Source organism: Streptacidiphilus jeojiense (genome assembly GCF_000719095.1).
In the GTDB taxonomy this organism is placed as follows: Bacteria; Actinomycetota; Actinomycetes; order Streptomycetales; family Streptomycetaceae; genus Streptacidiphilus; species Streptacidiphilus jeojiensis.
On sequence record NZ_JOEH01000022.1, the window covers coordinates 145,727 to 169,513 of the forward strand.

General features: G+C 71.2%; 16 protein-coding genes. 4 read left to right on the forward strand and 12 right to left on the reverse strand.

Annotated elements, in window-relative coordinates:
• Positions 1-38: 38 nt before the first annotated feature.
• From IF29_RS0128235 to IF29_RS0128250, 4 genes are all read right to left on the reverse strand, one after another.
• Positions 39-5,000: an NAD-glutamate dehydrogenase gene (locus tag IF29_RS0128235; RefSeq protein ID WP_030260648.1), complete on the reverse strand. Its 4,962-nt coding sequence runs from the start codon at positions 4,998-5,000 to the stop codon at positions 39-41.
• A 263-nt stretch (positions 5,001-5,263) separates the two neighbouring features.
• Positions 5,264-6,889 carry an L-glutamate gamma-semialdehyde dehydrogenase gene (pruA, locus tag IF29_RS0128240; RefSeq protein ID WP_030260652.1) on the reverse strand — a complete coding sequence of 542 codons (1,626 nt, stop codon included), beginning with the start codon at positions 6,887-6,889 and terminating at the stop codon, positions 5,264-5,266.
• Positions 6,890-6,902: 13 nt separating this feature from the next.
• Positions 6,903-7,559, reverse strand: a complete 657-nt coding sequence (locus tag IF29_RS0128245) for an HAD family hydrolase (protein ID WP_030260654.1) — start codon at positions 7,557-7,559, stop codon at positions 6,903-6,905.
• A gap of 58 nt (positions 7,560-7,617) precedes the next feature.
• Complete coding sequence (locus IF29_RS0128250; protein WP_030260657.1) at positions 7,618-8,133, reverse strand: DUF6912 family protein; 516 nt, start codon at positions 8,131-8,133, stop codon at positions 7,618-7,620.
• A gap of 388 nt (positions 8,134-8,521) precedes the next feature.
• Here IF29_RS0128250 and IF29_RS43930 point away from each other — a divergent pair, with 388 nt between their 5' ends.
• Positions 8,522-8,878 carry an Rv3235 family protein gene (locus IF29_RS43930; RefSeq protein ID WP_051726117.1) on the forward strand — a complete coding sequence of 119 codons (357 nt, stop codon included), beginning with the start codon at positions 8,522-8,524 and terminating at the stop codon, positions 8,876-8,878.
• Between the two features lie 33 nt (positions 8,879-8,911).
• Here IF29_RS43930 and secA read toward each other — a convergent pair whose 3' ends face one another.
• Positions 8,912-11,674 carry a preprotein translocase subunit SecA gene (gene secA, locus IF29_RS0128260; RefSeq protein WP_030260662.1) on the reverse strand — a complete coding sequence of 921 codons (2,763 nt, stop codon included), beginning with the start codon at positions 11,672-11,674 and terminating at the stop codon, positions 8,912-8,914.
• Positions 11,675-11,919: 245 nt separating this feature from the next.
• On the opposite strand from secA, the gene IF29_RS0128265 reads away from it, so the two are divergent.
• Entirely contained in the window at positions 11,920-12,465 is a 546-nt protein-coding gene (locus IF29_RS0128265; RefSeq protein WP_030260665.1) for a GNAT family N-acetyltransferase, read from the forward strand.
• Positions 12,466-12,513: 48 nt separating this feature from the next.
• Here IF29_RS0128265 and IF29_RS0128270 read toward each other — a convergent pair whose 3' ends face one another.
• The 5 genes from IF29_RS0128270 to IF29_RS0128290 all read right to left on the reverse strand — a co-directional run bounded on the left by IF29_RS0128270 (position 12,514) and on the right by IF29_RS0128290 (position 19,393).
• Positions 12,514-13,365 carry an endo alpha-1,4 polygalactosaminidase gene (locus tag IF29_RS0128270; protein ID WP_030260669.1) on the reverse strand — a complete coding sequence of 284 codons (852 nt, stop codon included), beginning with the start codon at positions 13,363-13,365 and terminating at the stop codon, positions 12,514-12,516.
• Complete coding sequence (locus IF29_RS0128275; protein ID WP_232242558.1) at positions 13,362-14,096, reverse strand: spherulation-specific family 4 protein; 735 nt, start codon at positions 14,094-14,096, stop codon at positions 13,362-13,364. Before IF29_RS0128275 ends, IF29_RS0128270 begins: the two co-directional genes overlap by 4 nt.
• Positions 14,097-14,158: 62 nt before the next feature.
• Positions 14,159-15,562, reverse strand: coding sequence for a hypothetical protein (locus IF29_RS0128280; protein ID WP_030260674.1), 1,404 nt, complete (start codon positions 15,560-15,562; stop codon positions 14,159-14,161).
• The gene (gene pelF, locus IF29_RS0128285; protein WP_051726118.1) at positions 15,559-17,046 is read right to left on the reverse strand and encodes a GT4 family glycosyltransferase PelF; all 1,488 of its coding nucleotides are present in this window, start codon (positions 17,044-17,046) and stop codon (positions 15,559-15,561) included. The genes IF29_RS0128280 and pelF overlap by 4 nt, the downstream gene beginning before the upstream one ends.
• Before the next feature lie 103 nt (positions 17,047-17,149).
• Entirely contained in the window at positions 17,150-19,393 is a 2,244-nt protein-coding gene (locus IF29_RS0128290) for a hypothetical protein (RefSeq protein ID WP_051726119.1), read from the reverse strand.
• 358 nt (positions 19,394-19,751) lie between these two features.
• Here IF29_RS0128290 and IF29_RS0128295 point away from each other — a divergent pair, with 358 nt between their 5' ends.
• Complete coding sequence (locus IF29_RS0128295; protein ID WP_030260683.1) at positions 19,752-20,945, forward strand: winged helix-turn-helix domain-containing protein; 1,194 nt, start codon at positions 19,752-19,754, stop codon at positions 20,943-20,945.
• Between the two features lie 16 nt (positions 20,946-20,961).
• On the opposite strand, the gene IF29_RS0128300 is transcribed toward IF29_RS0128295, so the two are convergent.
• Both IF29_RS0128300 and hpf read right to left on the reverse strand, forming a co-directional pair.
• Positions 20,962-21,690, reverse strand: coding sequence for a response regulator (locus tag IF29_RS0128300; protein WP_030260686.1), 729 nt, complete (start codon positions 21,688-21,690; stop codon positions 20,962-20,964).
• Positions 21,691-21,872: 182 nt separating this feature from the next.
• A complete protein-coding gene (gene hpf / locus IF29_RS0128305) occupies positions 21,873-22,505 on the reverse strand; it encodes a ribosome hibernation-promoting factor, HPF/YfiA family (protein WP_030260689.1) in 633 nt (210 codons plus the stop codon).
• 430 nt (positions 22,506-22,935) lie between these two features.
• On the opposite strand from hpf, the gene IF29_RS0128310 reads away from it, so the two are divergent.
• A complete protein-coding gene (locus tag IF29_RS0128310; protein WP_063757627.1) occupies positions 22,936-23,688 on the forward strand; it encodes a ComF family protein in 753 nt (250 codons plus the stop codon).
• Positions 23,689-23,787 lie beyond the last annotated feature (99 nt).

The following is a 23,787-nucleotide window of genomic DNA, read 5'->3' on the forward strand; positions in this document are numbered from 1 at the left end:
CCCGAACGGGGCCCGCCCAGCGGCGTCGTGACGACCGGTCAGCGCATCGAACCGCTCTTCAGCAGGGTCCGGATCACCCGCATCGCGACACTGAGGTTGGCCAGGTCGTAGGCCTCCGCACCCCTTATGTCGTCCAGCGTGGCCCGGGCCCGGTTCACCAGCGTGGCGTTGGTCTGCGACCAGGCCTGGAACCGCTGCTCGGGGGTCGACCCCGGATCGCCGTGGTTCAGCAGGTCCGCGGTGAGCGAGGCGTGCGCGGCGAAGAGGTCCTCCCTGATCGCGGCCCGGGCCATGGACTGCCAGCGGTCCCCGCGGGGCAGTTCGATGATCCGGTCCAGCAGGTTGGAGATCTGCAGCCGGTCGGCCAGGTCGTAGTACAGCTCGGCGACGGTGCGGACGTCCTGGCCGGTGCGGTCGGCCGTCTCGACGATGTCCAGGGTCGGGAAGACCGAGGACAGCCCGGCCACCCGGACCGCCAGCTCGGCCGGCACCCCGGCCTCCGCCAGCTCGCCGTAGACCAGGTCGAACCACTCCCGGTCCGAGCCGTGCAGCAGCTCCGGCAGCAGGCTCCAGACCTGGTTGCAGCGCTCCCGGAACATCTCGATGGTGCCGGCGATGTCCAGCGGCTGGCGCCGGTTGTTGAGCAGCCAGCGGGTGGCCCGCTCCACCAGGCGGCGGCTGTGCAGCCGCATCCGGGTCTGCACCGCGGCGGGGACCCGGTTGTCCAGGCCCTCGATCTGCGCCCACATGCCCTTGAGGTCGAAGATCGCCCGGGCCGCCGTGTGCGAGCGGACGATCTCCTCGTAGGTGGCCCCGGTCTCCTCCTTCAGCCGGAAGGCGAAGGTGCAGCCGCCGCGGTTGATGGTCTCGTTGACCAGCACCGTGGTGATGATCTCCCGGCGCAGCGCATGGGCGTCGATCTGGTCGCCGAAGCGCTGCTGCAGCTGGGCCGGGAAGTAGCGGTGCAGCTTGCCCTGGAGGTAGGCGTCGTCCGGCAGGTCCGAGGCCAGGATCTCGTCGGCCAGGGTGATCTTGGTGTAGGCCAGCAGCACCGACAGCTCGGGCTGGGTGAGCCCGCGCCCGGCCGAGGCCCGCTCGCGGATCTGCGAACCGTTGGGCAGGAACTCCAGGGACCGGTTGAGGTGCCCGTCGACGACCAGCCTGCGCATCATCCGGGAGTGCACGTCGAGCATGCTCGGCGCCTGCGCCAGGGCGTTGGCCAGGGCCACGTTCTGGGCGTAGTTGTTCTCCAGGACGTGCGTGCCGACCTCGTCGGTCATCTCGGCCAGCAGGGCGTTGCGCTGCTTGACCGTCAGATCGCCGTCGGTGACCACCCGGTTGAGCAGGATCTTGATGTTCACCTCGTGGTCGGAGGTGTCCACGCCGGCGGAGTTGTCGATGGCGTCGGTGTTGACCGCGCCGCCGGTGCGCTCGCCGTACTCGCCGACCGGGCCGCCGCTGGTGGCGAACTCGATCCGGCCCAGCTGGGTGGCGCCCAGGTTGCCGCCCTCGCCCAGCACCTTGACCCGCAGGTCCGCGCCGTCGACCCGGATCGCGTCATTGGCCTTGTCGCCGACCTCGGCGTTGTTCTCCGCCGAGGACTTGACGTAGGTGCCGATGCCGCCGTTCCACAGCAGGTCGACCGGGGCCAGCAGGATGGCCTTCATCAGCTCGGCGGGGGTGAGCCGGCCGACGCCGTCGGCGATGCCGAGCGCGGCCCGCATCTGCGCGGTGATGTTGATCGACTTGGCGCTGCGCGGGAAGACCCCGCCGCCGGCCGAGATCAGTGCCTTGTCGTAGTCCTCCCAGGAGCTGCGCGGCAGGTCGAACAGCCGCTTGCGCTCGGCGAAGGAGGCGGCCGCCGCCGGGGTGGGGTCGATGAAGATGTTGCGGTGGTCGAAGGCCGCCACCAGCCGGATGTGCTCGCTGAGCAGCATGCCGTTGCCGAAGACGTCGCCGGACATGTCGCCGACGCCGACCACGGTGAAGTCCTCGGTCTGGGTGTCGTGGCCCAGCTCGCGGAAGTGCCGCTTCACCGACTCCCAGGCGCCACGGGCGGTGATGCCCATGCCCTTGTGGTCGTAGCCGGCCGAGCCGCCGGAGGCGAAGGCGTCGCCGAGCCAGAAGCCGTAGGACTCGGCCACCTCGTTGGCGATGTCGGAGAAGGTCGCGGTGCCCTTGTCCGCGGCGACCACCAGGTAGGTGTCGTCGCCGTCGTGCCGCACCACGTCCTTGGGCGGGATCACCCCGACCTCAGGGACCAGGTTGTCGGTGATGTCCAGCAGACCGCAGATGAAGGTCTTGTAGGAGGCGATGCCCTCGGCCAGCCAGGCGGCCCGGTCCACGGTCGGGTCCGGCAACTGCTTGGCGACGAAGCCGCCCTTGGAGCCGACCGGGACGATCACGGTGTTCTTCACCATCTGCGCCTTGACCAGGCCCAGCACCTCGGTGCGGAAGTCCTCGCGCCGGTCCGACCAGCGCAGCCCGCCGCGGGCGACCTTGCCGAAGCGCAGGTGCACGCCCTCGACCTGCGGCGAGTAGACCCAGATCTCGTAGGCCGGGCGCGGCGCGGGCAGGTCCGGGATGGCCTGCGGGTCGAACTTCATCGAGACGTAGGAGTGCGGCTCGCCGGTGACGGCGTCGCGCTGGAAGAAGTTGGTCCGCAGGGTGGCCTTGATCAGGGTGAGGAAGGAGCGCAGGATGCGGTCCTCGTCCAGGCTGACCACCTGGTCCAGGGCGCCGTCCAGCTCCTCCATGATCCCGTCGGTGAGCTCCTCGCCGCCGGAGCGGTGGGCCGGCGAGAGCCGGGCCTCGAACAGGTTCACCAGCAGCCGGGTGGTGTGGACGTTGTTGGTGAGCGCGTCCTCCACGTAGTCCTGGGAGAAGGTGGACCCGGCCTGCCTGAGGTACTTGGCGTAGGCGCGCAGCACCACGGCCTGACGCCAGTTCAGCCCGGCCCGCAGGATCAGCGAGTTGAAGCCGTCGTTCTCGGCCCGGCCGGTCCAGGCGGCGGCGAAGGCCTCCTGGAAGCGGTCCCTGGCGTCCTCGTTGACCGTGCTGGCGACGTCGGCCGGCAGCCGCAGGCCGAAGTCGTAGACCCAGGCGACGGTGGAGTCGCTGCGGCGCAGCTCGTACGGGTGCTCGTCCAGCACCTCGACGCCGAGCCGCTGCAGCACCGGCAGCACGTCGCTGAGCGAGACCGAGCCGCCGACCCAGTAGATCTTGAAGCGGCGTTCGCCCTCGGCGGCGTCCACCGGCTGGTAGAGGTTCAGCCGGAAGTCGGTCGGGCCGGTCAGCAGCTCCAGCTGGCGCAGGTCGGCGACGGCGGTGGCCGGGGTGAAGTCGGCGCGGTAGCCGTCCGGGAAGGCGTTGGCGTAGCGGCGCGACGCCTCGGCGGCGCGCTCCTCGCCGCACTCGCGGACCAGCACCTCGCCGAAGCCGTCCATCCAGGAGCGGGCCGCCTCGGCGAGCTTGGCCTCCAGCCGCTCGACGTCGGAGTCGGAGAGCTTGGGCAGCTCGCTGCCCGGCTCGACCCGGACCACGAAGTGCAGCCGGGCCAGCACCGACTCGGTGTTCCAGGCGGTGTAGTCGATGGCGGTGCCGCTGAGCTCCTTCATCAGCAGGTCCATCAGCCGCAGCCGGACCCGGGTGGTGTAGCGGTCGCGCGGCAGGTAGACCAGCGCGGAGAAGTAGCGGCCGTACTCGTCCTGGCGCAGGAACAGCCGCAGCTTGCGGCGCTCCTGCAGGTAGAGCACGCTCAGTGCGACCGAGAGCAGCTCGTCGGCCGGGGTCTGGAACAGCTCGTCGCGGGGGTAGGTCTCCAGGATCTGCACCAGGTCGCGGGCGTCGTGGCTCTCGACGGTGAAGCCGGACTCGGCGACCACCTGCTGGACCTTGCGGCGCACCACCGGGATGCGGTTGACCGACTCGGTGTAGGCGGCGGCGGAGAGCAGGCCGAGGAAGCGGCGCTCGCCGACGACATTGCCCTGCGCGTCGAACTTCTTGACGCCGACGTAGTCCAGGTAGGACGGGCGGTGCACGGTGGAGCGGCTGTTGGCCTTGGTCAGCACCAGCAGCTTCTTCTCCCGGGCCTTGGCCCGGGCCGGGGCGGTCAGCCGGCCGAAGGAGGCGGAGGCCATCGTGTCGCCGGCGTGGGCGTCCGCGCGCGGGTCCGAGCGCAGCACGCCGAGGCCGGTGCCGGGCAGGGCCTGCAGCAGGTCCTCCCCGTCCGGGCCCTGCACCAGGTCGTACTCGCGGTAGCCGAGGAAGGTGAAGTGGTCGGCGGAGAGCCAGCGCAGCAGCTCCTGCGCCTCCTCCACCTCCTGGGCCGGCAGTTCCTTGGGCGGCTCGGTGCCCAGCTCGTCGGCGAGGCGCAGCGCGCCGTCGCGCATCTTGCCCCAGTCCTCGACGACCTCGCGGACGTCGTTCAGGACCCGGCGCAGATCGGCCTCGATGGCGCGCAGGTCCTCGCGGTCGGTCTCCCGGTCGATCTCGACGTGCATCCAGGACTCGAGCTGGGCGTCCTGCGGCTGGTCGGCGCCGGCGGCGTTGCAGGCGTCGGTGTCCAGGATCTCCAGCAGCCTGCCGGTGATGTCACGGCGGACCAGCAGCTGAGGGTGGATCACCACGTGGATGGCGCGATTCTGACGGGTCAGCTCATTGGTCACCGAATCGACCAGGAAGGGCATGTCGTCGGTGACGATCTCGACCACGGTGTGGCCGCAGGACCAGCCGTTCTCCTCGACCGAGGGGGTGGAGACCCGGACCTCGGCGGTGCCCTGCGGTCTGCGGGCGGCGAGGCGGTGGTGCGAGGCCGCGGCGCCGTAGACGTCGACCGGGTCCCGGTCGAGCAGGTCCTCGGGGGCGGTGTGCAGGTAGTAGTGCTTCAGGTAGGAGGCGAGCGAGCCGCCGGCTCCGTCGCCGAACTCCGTACCGGAGTCTCCCTGGACTGTCGCCTTGCTGAGCAGTTCGGCCTTCGCCGCGTCCAGCTGGGTCTGCATGGCTATCTGGCTCCTGTCGCGCGCCGTTGCGTGACTCGGTGGTGTGCGTAGGTCTGGCATCCCGCCGGGTCTGTCCGTATCCTCCCGCATGTCCGGATGAGGATGCGAACCGCCCGGCGAAATCCCGCCTTTCGCGAGGTTTCCCAGCGAGCCTAACTGGGGTAAGAGACCCTGTCAGGGGCCGGAACGGTGCACTGCGTCAGGAACATTGGTCCCTCCTGTACGAGTTGTCCAACCCGCCCCGCCGGCGCCCGGCGGCTGCTCTAGAGCATGTGCGGGTAGCGGTAGTCGGTGGGCGGCACGAAGGTCTCCTTGATGGACCGGGTGGAGGTCCAGCGCAGCAGGTTCTGCGCCGATCCCGCCTTGTCGTTGGTGCCCGAGGCTCGCGCGCCGCCGAAGGGCTGCTGGCCCACCACCGCACCGGTCGGCTTGTCGTTGACGTAGAAGTTGCCCGCGGCGAAGCGCAGCCGTTGCGCCGCTACCGCGATCGCGGCCCGGTCCCGGGCGATGACCGCACCGGTCAGGGCGTAGGGGGCGACCGACTCCAACTGGTCCAGGGTCTGCTCCCAGCGGCCGTCCTCGTAGACGTGGACCGCCAGGACCGGACCGAAGTACTCGGTCGAGAAGATCTCATGGCGGGGGTCGGTGGAAATGATCACAGTGGGGCTGACGAAGTATCCGATGGCGTCGTCGCAGTGGCCGCCGGCCACGATGTCCAGGCTGTGGTCGTTGCGTGCCCGGTCGATGGCGTCCTTGTTCTTCGCGTAGGCCCGGGCGTCGATCAGCGCGCCCATGAAGCTGGAGAAGTCGGTGACGTCGCCGACGGTCAGAGCGCGCACCTCGGCCAGGAAGTCGTCCTTCATCAGCCGCCACAGGCTGCGCGGGATGTAGGCGCGCGACGCCGCCGAGCACTTCTGCCCCTGGTACTCGAACGCCCCCCGCACCAGCGCGGTGCGCAGCACCGCGGGGTCGGCGCTGGGGTGCGCGACCACGAAGTCCTTGCCCCCGGTCTCGCCGACCAGCCGGGGGTAGCTGCGGTAGCCGGAGATATTGGCGCCGACGGTCCGCCACAGCTGCTGGAACGTCCCGGTCGAACCGGTGAAGTGGATCCCGGCCAGGTCCGGGTGGACCAGCGCGACCTGCGACAGCGCCTGGCCGTCGCCGGTCACCAGGTTGATCACACCGGGCGGCAGCCCGGCCTCCTCCAGCAGCCGCATGGTGTACCAGGCCGACAGGGTCTGCGTGGGCGAGGGCTTCCAGACCACCGTGTTGCCCATCAGCGCCGGCGCGGTGGGCAGATTCCCGGCGATGGCGGTGAAGTTGAAGGGGGTGACGGCGCAGACGAAGCCCTCCAGCGGCCGGTGGTCGCTGCGGTTCCACACCCCCGGACTGCTGACCGGCTGCTCTGCCAGGATCTGCCGGGCGAAGTGGACGTTGAAGCGCCAGAAGTCGACCAGCTCGCAGGGCGCGTCGATCTCCGCCTGCTGCACGGTCTTGGACTGGCCCAGCATGGTGGCCGCCGCGACGGTCTCCCGCCAAGGCCCGGCCAGCAGGTCGGCGGCGCGCAGGAAGACCGCCGCCCGGTCGTCGAAGGACAGCTCCCGCCAGCCGGGGGCCGCCGCGAGCGCGGCGTCGACCGCGAGTTGGACGTCCTCCCGGGTGGCGTTGCCCAGCACGCCCAGCCTGGCCGCGTGGTGGTGCGGCTGGACCACCTCGATGCGTTCGCCGCCGCCCATCCGCTGCACCCCGCCGACGGTCATCGACAGCGTCGCGTACTCCCCGGCGAGCTGCCCGAGTCTGGACTCGATCCGGGCCCGCTCGGGACTGCCGGGGGCGTACCCGTGGATCGGCTCGTTCACGGGCAGCGGTACCTGGGTGACAGCGTCCATACGTCCTATGCTGTCATGATTTGACCAGGTCCTGGGCATATCCGACAGCCTCGGCCAGGGTGTCGGCGACCGGCACGCCGACCCGCTCCAGCTCCGACCGCGCGTGCGAGCCGCCGCTGAACAGCACCGCGTGCGCTCCGACATGGGCCGCCGCGAGCGCGTCGTCGACCACGTCGCCGATGAGCACGGTGCGGGACGGGTCCACTCCCTCGGCCTGAATGGCCGCCAGATGCCGGACCAGGTGCTCGGCCTTGCCGCTGACGCCGCTGCTGGCGGCCCGGCCGTCGACCCGTATGAAGTGCCGCTCCACACCGAGCCGGCGCACCAGTGGGACCAGGTCGGCGTGGGTGTACATGGACAGCAGCGACTGCGACCCGGACCATCCGGCCAGGGCCTCGGCGGCCCCCCCGGTCAGCCGGCAGCCGTCCCTGAGCGCCTCGTAGTGGCGGTGGAAGCGGGCGTCCATGACCACCCACTCCTCCGCGGTCGGGGTCCGGCCCATCACCTGCTCGTAGAAGCCGATGACCGGGACCTGGTACTGCTCGCGGTACTGCTGGACGGTGAGTGGGGCGAGTTGGATCGCGGCGAAGGCGGCGTTGCTCGCCTCCACCACCACCTCGATGTCGTCGAAGAGCGTGCCGTTCCAGTCCCAGACGATGTGTGCGCGCATGGCCGCACGGTACCCGGCGACTCCGACAACCGGGGAGGCGGGACGTTCCCCAGCGCGGTCAGGCCAGCAGGCCGGGGATCTCCTGGGTCGCGAACCAGAGCAGCTCGTGGTCCTCGGCGCCGTCCACGGTGAACCTGGCGTCCTCGTCCCCGGTGTCCGCGGCGGCCACCGCTGCGGCGGCCGCCGCGACGTCCTCGCGGACCTCGGCCTCGTCGGCGTCGGCGTGCACCGCGGCCGCCCTGGCCAACGGCGGGGCCTCGGACAGGGACACCGCGCCGAGGGCGGCGGCGTCCGCGTGCTCGGCGTCGTTCTGCAGCGCCACGGCGCCGTCCGGCACGTCCAGGGCGACGACCACCCGGCGGCGCGGAGCCGCGCCGTCCGCGGCGAGCAGGCGCAGCGAGGACTGGGCGGCGCGCACCAGGGCGGCGTACTCCAGTTCCTCGATGTCGTCGCTGAGGTACCACTCGCGCAGCGCCGGGGTGACCGCGTAGGCCCGCAGCGGCAGCGGCCCCAGGCTTCCGTCGGCGTGCGCCTGCGCCAGCGCGTGCAGGGTGGTGGGGACGTACACGCGCATGGGGCACTCCGGTCGACGGTGGGGTGGGACCGGCGTCCAGCATATGCGGCCGGACCACCGGAGCCGCGCAGCCGGGCCTTCCCCACGAATGCCTGCGGAGAGTCACCGATCGAGTGGGCTTTGACTGCGCTGCGTGACCGGCCGCGGGCCGGCGGAATCGGCGTCCTCCCAGATCAGGCCCGTTTGCTCACTCGGATAGGTGAACTTCGCCGGAGCCTCCGGGGCCGCGGCGGGAGCCTTGTCGCTGTCGGTGGCAGCCGATACCACTGGCCTCACGCACACCACCGCGAGTCAAGGGGGTACGGGCATGGTCGACACTGCGACCACCGGGGTCAGGATCGGGCGGGTACACGGGCTCGGAGCGGTCAGGGCCAGACACTGCGGCCCGATGCCCACCCGTACCGGGCACAACACGCTGGCACGGCACTACGCGGTACGGCTGCTGGAGGTGCTCAGCGGGCACCGGGTCTGCGACCAGCTCGCCGCGCTGGCCACCGAGGAGGTCTACGACGACGTCAGGACACTGGTCCGGCGGCGCTCCCTGCACGGCCCGGGGCCGGGCGGCGCGCGTCCGGTGCTGCGGCGGGTCTTCGACGACTCCCCCGCGCCCGGAGTGCTGGAGGTGACCGCCACGGTCGGGGTCGACGAGCGGCTGGAGTTCCTGGCCTTCCGGCTGGAGCAGCACCGCACGCCACGGCGCCCGGAACCGGCATGGCGGTTCACCGCCCTGGAGACCAGGTGGTGAACCGCCATGGGGCTGTTCGGAATCCGAGCGGTGCTACTTCTTGCGGCGACGGCCCTTCGCGGCCTTGCGGCGCTCGGCGCGGGTGCCGCTCTCCTCGTCCGTCTCGTCCTCGACATCGCCGGTGGCGAAGTCGCCCTCGATCACGCCGCCCTCGCCGTCGACCGACGGCGCGGTGTAGTGCAGCCGGTCCGGACGCTGCGGGGCCTCCAGGCCCTTGGCACGGATCTCGGGACGCGCGTCCTCGGGGGCCTTGTCCATCACGATGGTGTTGCCGTCGGCGACCGGGACCTCCTCGACCTGCTGCTCGACCTGGACCTCCAGGTTGAACAGGTAGCCGACGGACTCCTCCTTGATGCCCTCCATCATGGCGGCGAACATGTCGAAGCCCTCGCGCTGGTACTCGACCAGCGGGTCGCGCTGGGCCAGGGCCCGCATGCCGATGCCCTCCTGGAGGTAGTCCATCTCGTAGAGGTGCTCGCGCCAGCGGCGGTCCAGCACCGAGAGCACCACCCGGCGCTCCAGCTCGCGCATCACGGCCTCGCCGAGCTGGCTCTCGCGATCGACGTACTTGGCGTGCAGGTCCTCCTTGATCGCGTCGGCGAGCAGGTCGGAGGTGATGCCGGCCCGGTCGCCGTCCTCGCCCTCCAGCTCCTCCACGGTGAGGCCGATCGGGTAGAGCTGCCCCAGCGCCTGCCAGAGCTTGTCGAAGTCCCACTCCTCGGCGAAGCCCTCGGCGGTGGCGTTCTTGACGTAGGCGTCGACCGTGTCGTCCATGAAGTGGTCGATCTGCTCGCGCAGGTCCTCGCCCTCCAGGACCCGGCGGCGCTCGCCGTAGATCACCTCGCGCTGGCGGCTGAGCACCTCGTCGTACTTCAGCACGTTCTTGCGGATCTCGAAGTTCTGCTGCTCGACCTGGGTCTGCGCGGAGGCGATGGCGCGGGTGACCATCTTGGACTCGATCGGCACGTCCTCGGGGACGTTGGCCATCGACAGCACGCGCTCGACCATGCCGGCCTTGAACAGACGCATCAGGTCGTCGCCCAGGGACAGGTAGAACCGGGACTCGCCCGGGTCGCCCTGGCGGCCGGAGCGGCCGCGGAGCTGGTTGTCGATCCGGCGCGACTCGTGCCGCTCGGTGCCGAGCACGTAGAGGCCGCCCAGGTCCTGGACCTCCTCCTGCTCGGCCTTGACCGCGGCCTTGGCCTTGTCCAGGGCCTCGCCCCAGGCGGCCTCGTACTCCTCCGGGGTGTCCACCGGAGAGAGCCCGCGCTGGGCCAGCTCGGCGGCGGCCAGGTGCTCGGGGTTGCCGCCGAGCATGATGTCGGTGCCTCGGCCGGCCATGTTGGTGGCGACGGTGACCGCGCCGCGGCGCCCGGCCTGGGCGACCACCTGGGCCTCGCGCTCGTGCTGCTTGGCGTTGAGCACCTCGTGCTGGACGCCGCGCTTGCGCAGCTCCTGCGACAGGTACTCGGACTTCTCGACGCTGGTGGTGCCGACCAGGATCGGCTGGCCCTTCTCGTGCTTCTCGACGATGTCCTCGACCACGGCGGCGAACTTGGCCGGCTCGGACTTGTAGATCAGGTCCGGCTGGTCGGTGCGCTGCGGGGTCTTGTTGGTCGGGATCGGGACGACGCCCAGCTTGTAGATCTGGTGGAACTCGGCCGCCTCGGTCTGCGCGGTACCGGTCATCCCGGAGAGCTTGTCGTACAGGCGGAAGAAGTTCTGCAGGGTGATGGTGGCCAGGGTCTGGTTCTCGTTCTGGATCTCCACCCCCTCCTTGGCCTCGATCGCCTGGTGCATGCCCTCGTTGTAGCGGCGGCCGGCCAGCACACGGCCGGTGTGCTCGTCGACGATCAGGACCTCGCCGTTCATGACGACGTAGTCCTTGTCCTTCTTGTAGAGCTCCTTGGCCTTGATGGCGTTGTTGAGGAAGCCCACCAGCGGGGTGTTCACCGACTCGTAGAGGTTGTCGATGCCCAGGTAGTCCTCGACCCGGGTGACACCCTCCTCCAGCACGCCGACGGTGCGCTTCTTCTCGTCGACCTCGTAGTCGCGGTCCAGCTTGAGCCGGGTGACCAGCTTGGCGAAGTCGCCGTACCACTTGGTGGCCTGGTCGGCCGGGCCGGAGATGATCAGCGGGGTACGGGCCTCGTCGATCAGGATCGAGTCGACCTCGTCGACCACGGCGAAGTTGTGGCCCCGCTGCACCAGCTCCTCCTGCGACCACGCCATGTTGTCGCGGAGGTAGTCGAAGCCGAACTCGTTGTTGGTGCCGTAGGTGATGTCGCAGAGGTACTGCTTGCGACGCTCGGCCGGGCTCATGTTGGCGAGGATCACACCGACCTCGAGGCCGAGGAAGCGGTGCACCCGGCCCATCCACTCCGAGTCGCGCTCGGCGAGGTAGTCGTTGGTGGTGATCAGGTGCACGCCCTTGCCGGACAGCGCGTTCAGATAGGTGGGGAGCGTGCCGACCAGGGTCTTGCCCTCACCGGTGCGCATCTCGGCCACATATCCCATGTGCAGCGCGGCGCCGCCCATGATCTGGACGTCGTAGTGGCGCTGCCCGAGGGTGCGCTGGGCCGCCTCGCGCACGGTGGCGAATGCCTCGGGGAGGATGTCGTCGAGGGACTCGCCGTCCGCGAGGCGCTCCCGGTACTCGTCGGTGAGCGCACGCAGCTCGGCGTCCGTCAGGTTGACGAAGTCCTCTTCGATGGAATTGACCTGGGCGGCAATGCGGTGCAGCTTGCGAAGGATCTTTCCTTCGCCTGCGCGCAGGATCTTGTCGAAGACGGACACGTGGGCTGGCTCCTTGCCTGGGCTGGCACTGGGCGGTCTGTGCACTTGTGTTCTGCGCACCGGCGATGGAGACGCACCACCGCGTGGCCATCGTATGCGAGGAAACGAGCGGGTCGGGAGGTCCGTCAGCAGACCAGCTGAGTGTCACTCTCCCGAGGGGGTCGGCCAGTCCGTCCAACAGTGAACAAAACGGACATGAAAAAATCCTGAAGCAGTCCGTTCGCCGCCTGGGCCATAATCTGCCGATGGAACCCGTGATCTTGGAAACACCCCGGCTGATCCTCCGCCCCTTCACCGGCGCCGACCTCGACGCGATCACCGCGGCCTGCCAGGACGAGGCCATCCAGCGTTGGATCCCGGTCCCGGTCCCGTACACCCGCGAGGACGCCCGCTTCTTCGTCGAGGAGGTCTGCGCGACCGGCTGGCGCGAGGAGACCCTGTTCAACCTGGGCACCTTCACCCGCGACGGCGGGGAGCTGGTCTCGTCCATAGGGCTGCACCAGGGGCTGACCCGCCCCAGCGGCGTCGTGGAGATCGGCTACTGGACCGCCAAGGAGCAGCGCGGCCACGGCTACACCGCAGAGGCGGCCACCGCCATGTGCCGCTGGGCCTTCGGGACGCTGGGCGCGCACCGGCTGGAGTGGCTGGCCGGGGTCGGCAACGAGGGGTCCTGGGCGGTGGCCAGGAAGGTGGGCTTCATCATGGAGGGCACCGTGCGCTCCCGGATGGACCTGCGCGGAGCGAAGATCGACGGCTGGCTCGGCTCGCTGCTGCCGTCCGACCTGGGCTGACCCGGCTTGGGCTGACCCGGTTTGGGCTGAGGGATCGACTGCCGGGGATCAGCAGGCCTGTCGCCAGGCGTCCAGGGCCAGGTGCTTGCGCAGGGCGCTGAACCCGAGCCGTCGGGCCTGCGGGCAGAAAGCAGTCGTGGGCAGGTTGTACTCGGCCTCGAAGACCGCTTTGCCCCGCTCGACGAACGGCGTCAGCTGATCGCACTCGCGGTACTCGGCGCACTGCTCGTTCACCGCGAAATCGAAGTCGCCGACCAGTTGCGGCACCTGGTCGAGGTCGTTCTTGAGGCCGACCGCCAGCCCCCTGGCATGGGCCAGCCCGGCGACCATGCGGTTGAAGGCGAGCTGGTCGGCCGCGGTGAGCGGGAACCCGCTGTCGTTCTGGTAGCCGTCGACGTTGTCCGGCTCCACCGCGTCGAAGCCCTTGCTGCGGCAGAGGTCGAACCGCCTGCCGAGGATCGGCCGCAGCGTGTCGAGGCGGCGGATGTCCAGCCAGCGCTCGCCCTGCCAGCCGTTGCCCGAGCCCAGCAGCGACGCGGGGTAGGCGGAACGGTCCGGGCGGAAGTCCTCGTAGGCGCCGGCGTTGACGTAGCAGATCACCTTGCGGCCCTTGGCGTGCAACGCGGCCACCACGGCCGCGCTGGTGTCGAAGCCGTCGATGTCGTACACCGCCGCGTCCACGCCGGTGTCCACGGTGCCGCTGAGCTGCCACTGCCAGCTGGTGCCGGGGGTCGGCTGCCAGCGGGCGCCGGAACCGGGGCTGGTGCTGGAGCTGGGAGCCGTGTCACCGGAACCAGGAGGGCGGGTCGGCTGTCCGCCCGTCCCACCCGAGGTGCAGCCGGCCAGGGCCAGCAGCAGCGCCGCGGCGGCGACGGCCGGCCCGGTCCGGGTCCACCTCACGCCGTCCCCTGCCCGGACCGTACGGCCGGTGCAGCCGGTGCGGCTGTCAGCAGCAGCTCCGGCATCACCACGGACCAGGGGTTGTCGCCGCTCCCCGGGGTGGCGTAGCAGTAACCGGCCCGGTGGCGGCGGGCGGACTCGCGGATCCCGGCGCAGTCCTCCGGGGTCGCCCCGTGCACCAGGTGCGCGAAGCGCCGCTCCGGGAAGTCCATGGTCCACTCCGGTACCAGCAGCCTCCGGTGGCAGGCCGCGTCGCCCTCGAAGGTGACCACCACGTCGGCGAACTCCGCATAGCCCGGGTCCGGGTGCGTCCCCGGGTTGAGCACCACCTGCCAGGCCTCCAGCGAACGGGCCGCCACCGCCAACCTCCGGTAGTGGGCCAGCAGTTCGGTCGCCGCGGCGGCCTGGTCCAGGAACACACCCCCGATCCGGTACCAGTCCTGGTAGCGCTCGATGTCGGCGACCACCTCGTGGTGGCTCCGCCTGCCGTAGTCGGTGTCCACATAGCCGAGCAGCGGCACCCCCGCCGTGCTCAGCAGTGCGGCCGCCTCGATGAACTCCGGCTGCGGAGCGCCGCCGGGACCGCTCGCCGGGTTGAACACCACCCAGGCCACGGACGCCGCGTTCGCCGCCGTCGCCTCCCAGGCAGCAGGATCCGCCCCGGGGTGGACGTACAACGGCACCAGCAGGCACCGCTCCACCGGCCCGTCTCCCGGCTCACCGGTCGTCACTTCCGCTCTCCTTCGTCCGCTCGGTTCAGAATGTCAGTTGTTTGGTGCCAGTTGTTTCGGTGTCACCTGTGCACCGTGACCCGGCCCAGCGTCCAGCAGGCAACGGCCAGCAGCAGCGCGGCGGCGGTCGATCCCACCACCAGTTCCGTCGCACCGGCGACCGTCGCGGCCGCCGCCGGGGTGCAGATCCCGGCTGCGGCCCAGGCCAGCCCGAAGGCCTGGAGCAACAGCGCCGTCCAGATGGTCGCCCCCAGCGCGAGCAGTCCCGGCAGCTGCTCCCCGAGCGAGCCGCCGGCCAGGGCCGTCCCGACCGCCCCGCCGAGTACGGCGAGCAGGACGAGATAGCTGGCCAGGCCCAGGGCCAGCGACCGGGCCGACAGCAGCGCGAATCCCCGTGCGGTGTGGGCGGCGCGCAGCGCGCCGTGGATCCGGTTCCGGTACCCGTACAGCAGCCACTCGGCCGGGCCCATGCTGATGGTGAGCGCCACCGTGGGGCCCAGGTCGAGATGGCCGCCGCGCAGGGCGATGCCCAGGGTGAGCAGCGACATCGCCATGCCGAACAGGCCGTGCGGCACCGAGGTCCGCAGCGGCGGCAGCGGCTCGATCGCGCTGTCACCGTCCGCCTCCGCCAGGCAGTCGCGCAGCTCGCGCCCGGCCAGACGCAGCGTCAGCAGCACGGTGCAGAGCAGCAGCAGTGCCGTCAGCGGGGTCGGACGGACCAGCCCCAGCAGGACCGCGGCCCCGCCCAGCGTCGCCGGGGCCAGCGCACGGAGCAGCAGCAGCTCCCGACCCAGCACCAGCAGCACGCAGGAGCTGCCGAGGTAGACCGCCTGGCCGCCGCAGAAGAGCAGCACACCGCCGCTGCGGTGACCGGCCGCCAGCACGCCGACCACGGCGCCGAGCATCCCCAGCCCGGTCCCCACCAGGGCACCGCGCAGCAGGCAACGTCCGCCGGAGCGGCGCAGGCCGCGGCCCAGCCTGGCATGGGTGCGGTGCGCCAGCGCCTGGTTCCAGGCCCAGTTGAACAGCACGGACAGGGCCAGCGCGAAGGTTCCATGCGGCAGGCCGCCGGCGTCCGGCGGGCCCTTGAGCATCGGGGCGCCCAGCGGAAAGGCCAGGCCGGGCAGGGCGTAGAGGCAGCCACGCAGCACGCTGGTGGACAGCGGGGCGTGCCACGGTGACACGGCCGCCTCGGGTTCCGGATAGCTGCGCGGGGTCTCCGCGTACAGGTCCTCGGCGAGCTCGAAGGCGTCCGATCTGCCGTAGCGGCGCTGGACCTGACGGTCGGTCACCCCTTCGGCCTCGATGGCGGCGGCCACCTCGAAGGGGTGCACTGCGGCCGCTGCGACGCTCCCGAAGCGCAGCGCCGCCTCCGCCGCCGGGTCCAGCGGTCCGACCGGCCTCGGCAGCGGCTCCGGCAGTGGACTGAGCCGCAGGCCCGGCCGCAACTCCAGGACGGCGCTCATGCGGTGGCCGCCATCCGGGAGCGCATCGGCGTCGGGTCGCCGGCCGGTGACCAGAGCCGGGTCGGATCCTCCAGCAGTGCCTCGTAGACGGTGCGGAAGGTCGCCACCGTCCGGCCCAGGGTGAACTGTTCGATGACCCGGGCCCGGGCGGCGTCGCCCAGTTCCTGTCGGCGCCGCTGGTCCCGCAGCAGGCCGACGGCGGCCCGCGCCATGGCCTCGGGATCCCTGGGCGGGACCACCAGGCCGGTGTCGGCGACGGCCTCGCGCACCCCGCCGACATCCGTGGAGACGGTGGCCCGGCCGCAGGCCATCGCCTCGATCAGGCTGAACGGGAAGCCTTCGGAGATGCTCGACAGCATCACCACGCTGCCGGCCGCGTAGGCGTGCCGGACCGTGTCGATCCGCCCCTCGAAGGTCACCGCGGCGGCGACCCCGAGCTCCGCCGCCAGCGCCCGGCAGCGCTCCAGATAGGCCTCACCGCCGGCCGGGGGCGCTCCGAAGAGGCGCAGCGCGGCATTCGGAATCTCCACCCTGACCAGGGCGAAGGCCTGGATCAGGGTCTCCAGGTCCTTGATCGGGTCGACCCGGCCGGCCCAACTGAGCGTCGGCGCCTCGGGCTCCGGTCCGGCATAGGGGAAGAGTTCCGGATCGACCCCGTTGTAGACGGTGCGGATCCGCTGCGGATCGCAGCCCCCGCGCTCCTCCCAGCGGCGGTTGTAGCGGTTGCACGGAGTGATCAGATCGGCGCCGCGGTAGCCCTCGGTGGCCAGCAGCCGGAAGAAGCCCAGGATGAGCGCCTTGACCGGCCAACGGTACGGCGCCGAGCGGTAGCTGAGATAGCGTTCCCGCAGGTAGATGCCGTGTTCCGAGAGCAGCAGCGGAACCCCGTGGAAGCGCCGGGCGGTGAGCCCGGGCAGCACTGCGAGACCGCCGGTGACCGCGTGCGCCACACCCCGGCTGGGCGGCTGCACGGTCAGCGGCCGCAGCGCGTGCTCCAGCAGGTCGGTGGCCTCCAGCGCGTCCTGGACCGTGGGCTGGGAGGCGTGGGTCGCCAGGAAGGGCCGCTGCCAGAGCTTCTGCAGCGAGCGCAGCGCGCCCTCGGTGCGCAGCGCAGCCGTGAGCGAGCCGCCGGTGAGGGCGAACTCGGCCAGCTCGTACAGCTCGTCGGCGAAGTACTTCTCGAAGTCCTGGTCCAGCAGCGACAGCAGGAAGCGTTCGTACCCGGCCAGGAAGCGGCGCAGGTCGCGGCCGCGCGGCGCGGAACCGCCGGGGGTGCGCCCCCACAGTGGTACAGAGCTGACCGAGGCGACCTGCGGCGGCAGCGTCCAGACCTGGGGCTCGCGACCGCTCCCGGTGATGCCCAGCACATGGAAGCGCACATCGGGCATGCCCTGGACGAGCTGGTCGCACCAGACGCTCACCCCGCCGTGTACATAGGGATAGGTGCCCTCGGTGAGGAGGGTTACTTCCACTGGTCCGTGCATGTCCCTGCGTTCCCCCTGCTCCAGATGTTCGCGGCGCGGCGCGTCCGGGGCCCGTGGTGTCGGGGGCCCCGGACGCGGTCCGGTCAGATGCTGCGGTCCTCGGTCAGAGCAGGGCGCCGACCAGCTTGGCGACCCCGGCGACCGTCAGCGGCACCAGGTTCTTCACCCCGTTGGGCACCACCGGGGTGGTGCTGGAGGTGGGCGGCGTGCTGGAGCCGGCGCTCGGGCTGCTGCTGGGGCTGCTGCTGGGGCTGCTGCTGGGCGTCGTGGCCGCGCCGGCCGCCGGCGCCGCGGGAGTCCCGGCGGCGTTCAGCTTGAGCGTGACATTCCCCTGCAGCAGACCCGGGCTGACCCAGCCGGAGAGCTCCCCGGCGTAGGCGCTGCCGAAGGCGCTGGTGCCCAGCAGCTGCTGCTGCACCGTGCCGGTGGGCACGGTGACCTGGGCGGCGACACCGCTGGGAGCGGTGACCGTGACCGTGCTGCCGACGCGGTAGCCGCTGGCGGTCCCGGCGGTGACCGCCGCCTGCCAGGCGGTGCGCTGCTTGAGCTCGGCGCCGATGGCGGACTCGCGCAGGTTGACGATCGGCGCGTTGGCGGCGAAGAGGTTGGCGTAGCTGTCGAAGATCTGGTTCAGCACCGGGTAGAGGATCCGGTCCTCAGCCAGGTTGGACTGGTGCGCGTAGGTCGGCAGCGGGCTGTTGTCGATGATGTGCCCGAGGTCGATCCGCGCCTCCAGCGGCGCGATGTAGCTGCTGTACCCGGTGGACTCGTCCAGCGGCGAGGGCAGGCAGGTGCTGGTGGCCGGGTTGGCGGTGCACAGTCCGCTGCCGCCCTGCGCGGTGCTGGTGTAGAGCCAGTTGTACTCGTCCACCTCGTCATTGGTGTGACCGGCGTTGTAGTACACGTTCATCGGGTAGCGCGGCACCGTCAGCGCCGACCCCACCGCGCGCTGGTTCGCCTCGCGGGAGTGGTCGCTGCCGGTCCACTTGACCCCGGCGGCGGCCAGCGCGGGCGCCAGGTTCGGGTTGTCCACCGGCTGCTGCGGCAGCGTCGCCAGGCCGGAGTGCTCGCCGGTGACCAGCTCGGTGTTGTCCGTGCTGAAGCCGTGGCTGGCGGCCCACTGCTGGTTCTGGGTGATCGCGGTCTGGATGGTCGCCTTGCTCACCCAGGCGGTGCTGCCGTCGGCGTTGGTGGTGCAGGACCACGGCACCGTGGTGGTGTTCTGGACGCAGCCCAGGAAGGGGTGGTCGTAGGTGTGGTTCACCCAGCGGAACGAGGACTTGGCCGCCGTCAGCGCGGTCAGCAGCGGGTCCGATCCGGTCGCGGCGACCTGCTCGTCGCTGCCCCCGCCGTTGAACAGGAAGTCGAAGGTGAAGTTGTGCGCCTGCTCCCACTGCTGGGCGTAGGTGACGTCGGCCGGGGTCATCCGGATGGTGGACTCGGCCGGGGTGCCGCTGCAGGCCGAGGCGGCGTCACCCGGCGTGCACTTGGCGGTGGAGCTCCAGCGGTCGTCCGGCAGGAACACGTCGTCGATGTGCTGCTCGTAGTAGTTGCGGTCGTAGCCGAGGTGGATGCCCTGGGTCATCCAGTCGACGATGCCGCGGGCGAGCAGCCGGTACTGCTCCTGGTACTGGTTGTAGGCGAAGGTCAGCACCAGTTCGGAGATGCCGCCGTGGTCGTACTCGCCCGCCAGCACGCCCTGCGAGCTGCTGCCCGGGATCGGTGCGGTGGCCAGCGGGGTGAAGGTCGCCCCGGCCGCCTGGGTGGCCAGCGGGGTGGCCAGGTAGCCGTAGCTCTCGGTCACGGTGGGGTCGTTGTCCTCGAACGGCAGCGTCCCCTTGAGGTACTTGAACGGCCCGGCCAGCCCGGCCGCCGTGACCGTCCCGGTGGTGCCGTCCAGCGAGCCGATGTAGCCGGGATCGGCGGCGTAGTTGAGCCCGACGGCCGGCTGGGCGTAGGTGTACGCGTCGACCTGGCGGACCCCGAAGGTCTGCTCGTAGCTGGTCAGCGCCGCCATCTCGGCCGAACCGGCCGCGAAGGGGGAGTTGTTGGGCAGCACCACGGCCTGGAACTTGCCCTCGGCCTGGCCGTTGGCGGTACCGCTGAGGAAGGCGGCGTTGATCGTCGGCCGGTTGCTGTCCGCGAGCTTCACCACCGTGTAGGGAGTGCCGGAGATGTCCATCTCGTTCATGATCGCGGCGGTGGCCGGTCCGCCGTCGTCCACGACCAGCACTCTGAGGTCGATGCGCTGCGCGGCGGTCGCCGCATGTGCTCCGGCGGCCGGTGCCACGGCTGCCAGCAGTCCCGCCGCGGTGAACGCGGCGGCCCAACGGGTCCTACGACCCATGATGTCCCCTCCAGAGGCACCCCACGTCCGAGTGGGCATGCCGAAGTACGGATGTGGCGCGATACCCCGCGCCTCAATGGAATGAAGTGGCCCCCGACACTCAAGGAAGTCGCCCCGTCGCCCCCACGACTGTCCGCGCCCGCATACGCCCAGCCCCCGTCCGCCGTCACTGCTCGTACTGCCGTGACTGCGGTGCGTGGCGTTGCGTTCATATGCTAGAAGCCCGGACGCGGCGGCTGCGACCCTTACCGGCGAGTGCGGACCAAAGCTCACCCTTGCGGGTTCATCTCCAGCCAGCTGTTCGGTTTCGCTCACCCGCAAGGGGGGTGCTGTCAGTGGCAGCTCCTACGCTGACCCCATGACCGAAGCCACCTCACCCGCCGGCGTCCTCACCCTCAGCGCGGACCAGGCCCGCCGCATCGCCCTGCGCGCCCAGGGCCTGCTCGGCGCCCCCGACCGGCGCGGCGGGGTTCGCGGCGTGCTGCGCCACCTGGGCGCGGTGCAGCTGGACACCATCTCGGTGCTGGCCCGCTCGCACGAGCTGGTCCCGTACGCCCGCCTGGGCGCCGTGGGGCGCGCCGGCGTCGAGGCGGCCTACTGGGGCGGCGGCACCTCCTTCGAGTACTGGTCCCATGCCGCCTGCGTACTGCCGGTCGAGGAGTGGCCACTGTTCGCCTTCCGCCGCCGGGCCTTCCTGGCCCGGGGCCACCGCTGGCACCGGATGGAGGACGCCGAGCGCTCCTGCGCCGAGGTGCTGGCCAGGCTGACCGCGGACGGCCCGCTGACCTCGACCGAGCTCGGCGGCGCCAGGAAGGGCGGCGAGTGGTGGGACTGGTCCGAGACCAAGATCGCGGTGGAGTGGCTGCTGGACACCGGGCGGGTGGTCTGCACCGAGCGCCGCAGCTGGAAGCGGGTCTACGACCTGGCCGAGCGCGCCGTCCCCGCTGAGCTGCTCGACTCGGATCCCGACGACGCCTCCTGCGTACGGCAGTTGGTGCGCCAGTCGGGCGCCGCGCTGGGGGTCGCCACCGTCAAGGACCTCAGTGACTACCACCGGCTGAAGGTCGATCAGGTCGCCGCCGCGCTGCCCGACAGCGGTCTGCTCCCGGTGCTGGTCGAGGGCTGGGGCCGGGGCAGGGCCGCTGCACCCGCCTGGGCCGATCCGGCCGCGCTGGACTCCGAACCGCGCGGCCGGCACCGCACCACGCTGCTGTCCCCCTTCGACTCGCTGGTCTGGGACCGGGCCCGCACCGAGCGGATCTTCGGCCTCAGCCACCGCCTGGAGGCCTACACCCCCAAGGAGAAGCGGCAGTACGGATACTTCGCCATGCCGCTGCTGGCCGGCGGCCGGCTCGTCGGCCGGGTCGATCCGGCGCGCGAGGGACGGACTCTGATCGCCCGTCAGATCACACTGGACTCGGCGAAGGCACTCCCGGCGCTGGCCGGGGCGCTGCGCGAGGCCGCCGAGTGGGTCGGCTGCGACGCGGTCAGGGTGGAGCGGCTGGACGACGAGGCCCTGCGCACCCCGCTGGAGAAACTGCTGCTCCAGTAGGCGTCGCCGGCCGCGGTCAGCCTATCTCCAGGATCTTCTCCCGCATCGCGTAGACCACCGCCTCCATCCTGGAGTGCAGCTGCAGCTTCTCCAGGATGTTGCGGACGTGGTTCTTCACGGTGTTCTCGCTGATGAAGAGCTGCTTGGCGATGTCGCGGTTGTTCAGCCCGGTGGCCACCAGCTTGAGCACCTCCAACTCCCGGTCGGTCAACCGCGGCGCGGGCACCAGCCTGCGGTCGTCGGTGCGCTGCTGGATCATCGACTTGAACTCGGTCAGCAGCTTCGCCGCCATCGACGGACTGATCTGCGACTGCCCGTCCGCGACCGCCCGGATGGCGGTCGCGACCTCGTCGGTGGAGATCTCCTTGAGCAGGTAGCCGGTGGCCCCGGCCTTGATCGCCTCGTAGAGGTCGGCCTCCTCGTCGCTGATCGTCAACATGATGATCTTGGTGCTGGGGGCCACCTCCTTGATCGAGGTGCAGGCCTCGATGCCGCTGCGCCGCGGCATCCTGACATCCATCAGGATGATGTCCGGCAGCAGGTCGGCGGCCTTCTCCACGGCCTCGGCCCCGTCCCCCGCCTCACCGACGACCTGGATGTCCTCCTCCTGGGCGAGGACGATCTCCAGGCCGCGCCGGAAGAGTGCGTGGTCGTCCACGACCAGGACCCTGATCGGCTCGGCGGCACGCCGCGGCTCGTCGAGCTCCCGGTCGTCGCCGCGCCGCTCGTCCCATCGCTCCGCCATCCGGTACTCCCCCTCGGCTGGTGGCTGTTGCCGCCATGATTCCACGCTCCGGCCGCCGTGCGATCATTCCGCAGGCCAGCATTGGCTCGGACGAGTGACTCCGGGCGCGCCGCAGGGGCGCGGCAACGATTGCCGCGCCCCTGCCGCGCCCCTGCTTCGGGCGCCGGATCGCTGCCGGAGTCCTACTCCGGCCCCTCCAGCTTGAGATGGATGACGCCGTAGTCGTAGCCGTGCCGGCGGTAGACCACGCTCGGCTGCATGGTGTCGGTGTCCATGAAGAGGAAGAAGTCGTGGCCGACCAGCTCCATCTCGTAGAACGCCTGGTCGAGCGCCATCGGCACGGCCGCGTGGGTCTTCTCCCGGACGATCAGCGGACCGTCGCCCTCGATCTCCAGCGAACCGATCTTCGTCTTCGCCGCCGGCGCCGCGATCTGCTCCGGGGTGGCCACGTCGGGAGCGGTCGAGAGCCGCGCCGTGGCCTCGGCCACGCTCATCGGCGAGCGCGGTCCCTTGTGCACCCGCCGCCGGTCGGCGACCTTGCGCAGTTGGGCGTCCAGCTTGGCGGAGGCCAGGTCGAGCGCGGCGTACGGGTCGGGGGCGCATGCCTCGGCCCGGATCACCGGTCCCCGGCTGTGCAGCGTGATCTCCACGCGCTCGGAGCGCTCCGCCTGGCGGGGGTTGCGCTCCTTGGAGAGCTCCACGTCCAGGCTGATCACCTTGCCGTCGAGCTTCTGGATGTGCTCCAGCTTCTCGCTCACGTGCTTGCGGAACCGCTCGGGCACCTCGGTCTTCCGACCCTTGACGACGATGTCCACGCAGAACTCCGATCCCTTGCACTGTCGCCGGTCGGACCCTCAAGGTCCGCGCGGCCCATCGAGTACGCAGCACCGCCCGCTCGGGATGGGCGGAACCGCCCCTCACATCCCTTCCTCCCCACTGGGGACGGTTGAAACCCCATGGAACAACGGTTCCGGGGATTCCGCCCGCCCGCTGCCGGCAGGATGCGGTGCGATCGGGGCGACCAGAGGGCACCGGCACCGGCCGGAACCTCCTGAGCACCCAAAATCGCGGCAGTACGGGGCCTTGTACAGCCCTCGCGTCAGTCCTACCCCCGTACGGATGAACTCACGGTAAAACTCCGCGGCCCTTTCCGTCCCTGCAGCATCCTGTTGTCCCCGCTCTGCGGAGTCCGACCCCCGTCCCGCGACCGTCCCGCGATCCGCCGTCGACGCCCGGAGGACCCCCGTGACCAGTGCGTCCGTCCGCCTCTTCGATGCCGCCCTGGATCTGCTCGTCCCGGCCCAGTGCGTGGGCTGCGGCCTGCAGCACGCCCAGCTCTGCACCGCCTGCCGGGAGGAGCTCGATCGAGCGCAGCCGCGCGCCGCGCGCCCCCACGCCGCGCCGCCCGGGCTACCGGAGGTGTATGCAGCAACCACCTACGAGGGGGCGGCCCGGCAGATCCTGCTGGCGCACAAGGAGCGCGGAGCGCTCCGGCTCGCCCAACCCCTGGGCGGCGCACTCGCCCGCGCGGTACGCGCCGCCGTACCGACCGGCGGCACCCGGGGCGCACCACTGCTGCTGGTCCCGATGCCGTCGGCGCCGTCGACCGTACGGGCCCGCGGCCACGACCCGACCCGCAGGCTCACCCTGGCGGCCACCCGCGCCCTGCGGCGTGCGGGCGTCCCCGCCAGACTGCTGGCCGTACTGCGCCAGCAGCGGGCCGTGGCCGACCAGTCCGAACTGGGCGCGGCGGAACGGCTGCGCAATCTGAGCGGCGCACTCGCCGTGCCGCGACACCGGCGCGGACTCCTCGGCCACGGCCGGATCGTCCTGGTCGACGACCTGGTCACCACCGGCGCGACCCTGGCCGAGGGCGCCCGCGCCCTGGCCGAGGCAGGCGGGGACGTCCTGGCGGCGGCGGTCGTCGCCACGACGGTCCGCAGGGACGCGGGCGGCGGAGCGGGCGGGGTGCGCGACCGGGGTGCGCGGCTGGGGTGACCAGTCCAGGTCCGGTCAGCGCCGGCCCGGGTCCGGGTCCGGACCACCCGGGTTCGGACAACCCAGCTCCGGTCAGCCCGATCCCGGCCAACCAGCCTT

Excerpts from the sequence above, each read along its gene's own strand:
- IF29_RS0128300 (WP_030260686.1), bottom strand. The coding sequence starts at position 21,690 with ATGGCGGAGCGATGGGACGAGCGGCGCGGCGACGACCGGGAGCTCGAC.
- IF29_RS0128235 (WP_030260648.1), bottom strand. The coding sequence starts at position 5,000 with ATGCAGACCCAGCTGGACGCGGCGAAGGCCGAACTGCTCAGCAAGGCG.
- pruA (WP_030260652.1), bottom strand. The coding sequence starts at position 6,889 with ATGGACGCTGTCACCCAGGTACCGCTGCCCGTGAACGAGCCGATCCAC.
- IF29_RS0128250 (WP_030260657.1), bottom strand. The coding sequence starts at position 8,133 with ATGCGCGTGTACGTCCCCACCACCCTGCACGCGCTGGCGCAGGCGCAC.
- IF29_RS43930 (WP_051726117.1), top strand. The coding sequence starts at position 8,522 with ATGCCCACCCGTACCGGGCACAACACGCTGGCACGGCACTACGCGGTA.
- IF29_RS0128290 (WP_051726119.1), bottom strand. The coding sequence starts at position 19,393 with ATGGGTCGTAGGACCCGTTGGGCCGCCGCGTTCACCGCGGCGGGACTG.
- pelF (WP_051726118.1), bottom strand. The coding sequence starts at position 17,046 with ATGCACGGACCAGTGGAAGTAACCCTCCTCACCGAGGGCACCTATCCC.
- IF29_RS0128245 (WP_030260654.1), bottom strand. The coding sequence starts at position 7,559 with ATGCGCGCACACATCGTCTGGGACTGGAACGGCACGCTCTTCGACGAC.
- IF29_RS0128280 (WP_030260674.1), bottom strand. The coding sequence starts at position 15,562 with ATGAGCGCCGTCCTGGAGTTGCGGCCGGGCCTGCGGCTCAGTCCACTG.
- IF29_RS0128265 (WP_030260665.1), top strand. The coding sequence starts at position 11,920 with ATGGAACCCGTGATCTTGGAAACACCCCGGCTGATCCTCCGCCCCTTC.
- IF29_RS0128295 (WP_030260683.1), top strand. The coding sequence starts at position 19,752 with ATGACCGAAGCCACCTCACCCGCCGGCGTCCTCACCCTCAGCGCGGAC.